This is a genomic window from Nocardiopsis sp. TNDT3 (assembly GCF_003427465.1).
Taxonomy (GTDB): Bacteria; Actinomycetota; Actinomycetes; order Streptosporangiales; family Streptosporangiaceae; genus Nocardiopsis; species Nocardiopsis dassonvillei.
Window position 1 is genome coordinate 1 of the sequence record NZ_QPFC01001392.1, and the last position, 1,333, is coordinate 1,333.

Here is a 1,333-nt window from a genome sequence, read left to right on the forward strand (position 1 = left end):
ACCCGCGCCCCCGGCACCGCACCGGCCGCCTTCCACCCCTGGCGGGTGCCCGCCCTGCGGCTGGACGCCGCCTCCGCCGAGGCCCTCCTGGCCGCACCCGCACGCGACATCCCCGGCACCGCCTCCGGTCCCTCGCTGGCCCACCTGCGCGCGGTCCGCGACTTCGCCGAACTCCTGGTCACCTCCGGGTGCGTGCTGCCCGACCTGGTGGGCGACCCCGCCCGGGCCCGCTGGCGGCCCGCGCCGCTGGACTGGGCGGAGGAGCACCTGGCCGCGCTCACCGGCGCCCTGCCGCCCTCCGCCCGCGCCCACCTGCCCGGGGAGCCGCCCGACGCGATCGCCCGGGCCTGCGTGCTCGCCCCCCTGGAACTGCTCACCGACGCGGCGGCCCGCCGCCTGGTCCGGCCCCGCCGCGCGCACCGGGCCCGGACCGACCCGGCAGACCAGGGCCGGACCGACCCAGTGGACCAGTCCCGGACCGACCCGGCAGACCAGGGCCGGACCAGCCCGGAACAGACCTCCGACGACGGCGCCGCCCCCGGCCAGCGGCTGGCCGCCGCGCTCACCGGCGCCCCGGACGGGATCGGCGCCGACACCGCCGCCCGGCTGCGCGGACCCCTGCGCGAGTGGCGCTCGCGGGTGCGCGGCGCGGGGCGGGCGGCGCTGCTGTTCCTGCTGCGCGAACCCGACCGCGCGGGGCCGTGGGCACTGGAGTTCTGGGTGCGCTCGGTCAGCGACCCCGGCCTGCGCCTGCCCCTGGAACAGGTGTGGCAGGGCGAGGGCGCCGCCTGGCTGCCCGCCGACGTGGGCGCCACCGCCCTGGCCGATCTGCGCCGGGCCGCGCGCCACCATCCGCCGCTGCGCCGCGCGCTGCGCGACCTGGCCCCGGCCCGGCTGCTGATGAGCACGGAGGACGCCGAGCGGTTCGTGGCCGAGGGCGCCGCCCGGCTGAGCGGCGCCGGGTTCGGGGTGGTCCTGCCCGAGTGGCGCGGCAGGCCCGCCCTGGGCCTGCGGGTGGCGGTCGAGGAGGCGCCCCGCCGACGCGGGGGCGGCGGGGTGGGCCCCTCCGAGCTGGTCAACGTGTCCTTCGAGGCCCTGCTCCAGGGGCGCGACGGCGAGGAGTCCGTACCGCTCGGCGAGGACGAGCTGGCCGAACTCGCCGAGCTGGCCCGCCTCAAGCGTTCGCTGGTGCGCGTGCGCGGCCGGTGGCTGGAGGTGGACCCCGAGCGGCTCAGCGCCACCCTGGACCTGGTCAAGCGGCGCGGCGGCCACTGGATGCGCACCGACGAGGCGCTGCGCACGGCCATCGGGGTGGAGGGCACCACTCCCCTGC

1 protein-coding gene is annotated in these 1,333 nt (G+C 80.0%); it reads left to right on the forward strand.

The genetic code is table 11. The features are described from left to right. The coding region (locus tag DQW06_RS28155; RefSeq protein WP_198662576.1) for an SNF2 helicase-associated domain-containing protein at window positions 1-1,333 on the forward strand (1,333 nt) is incomplete at both ends.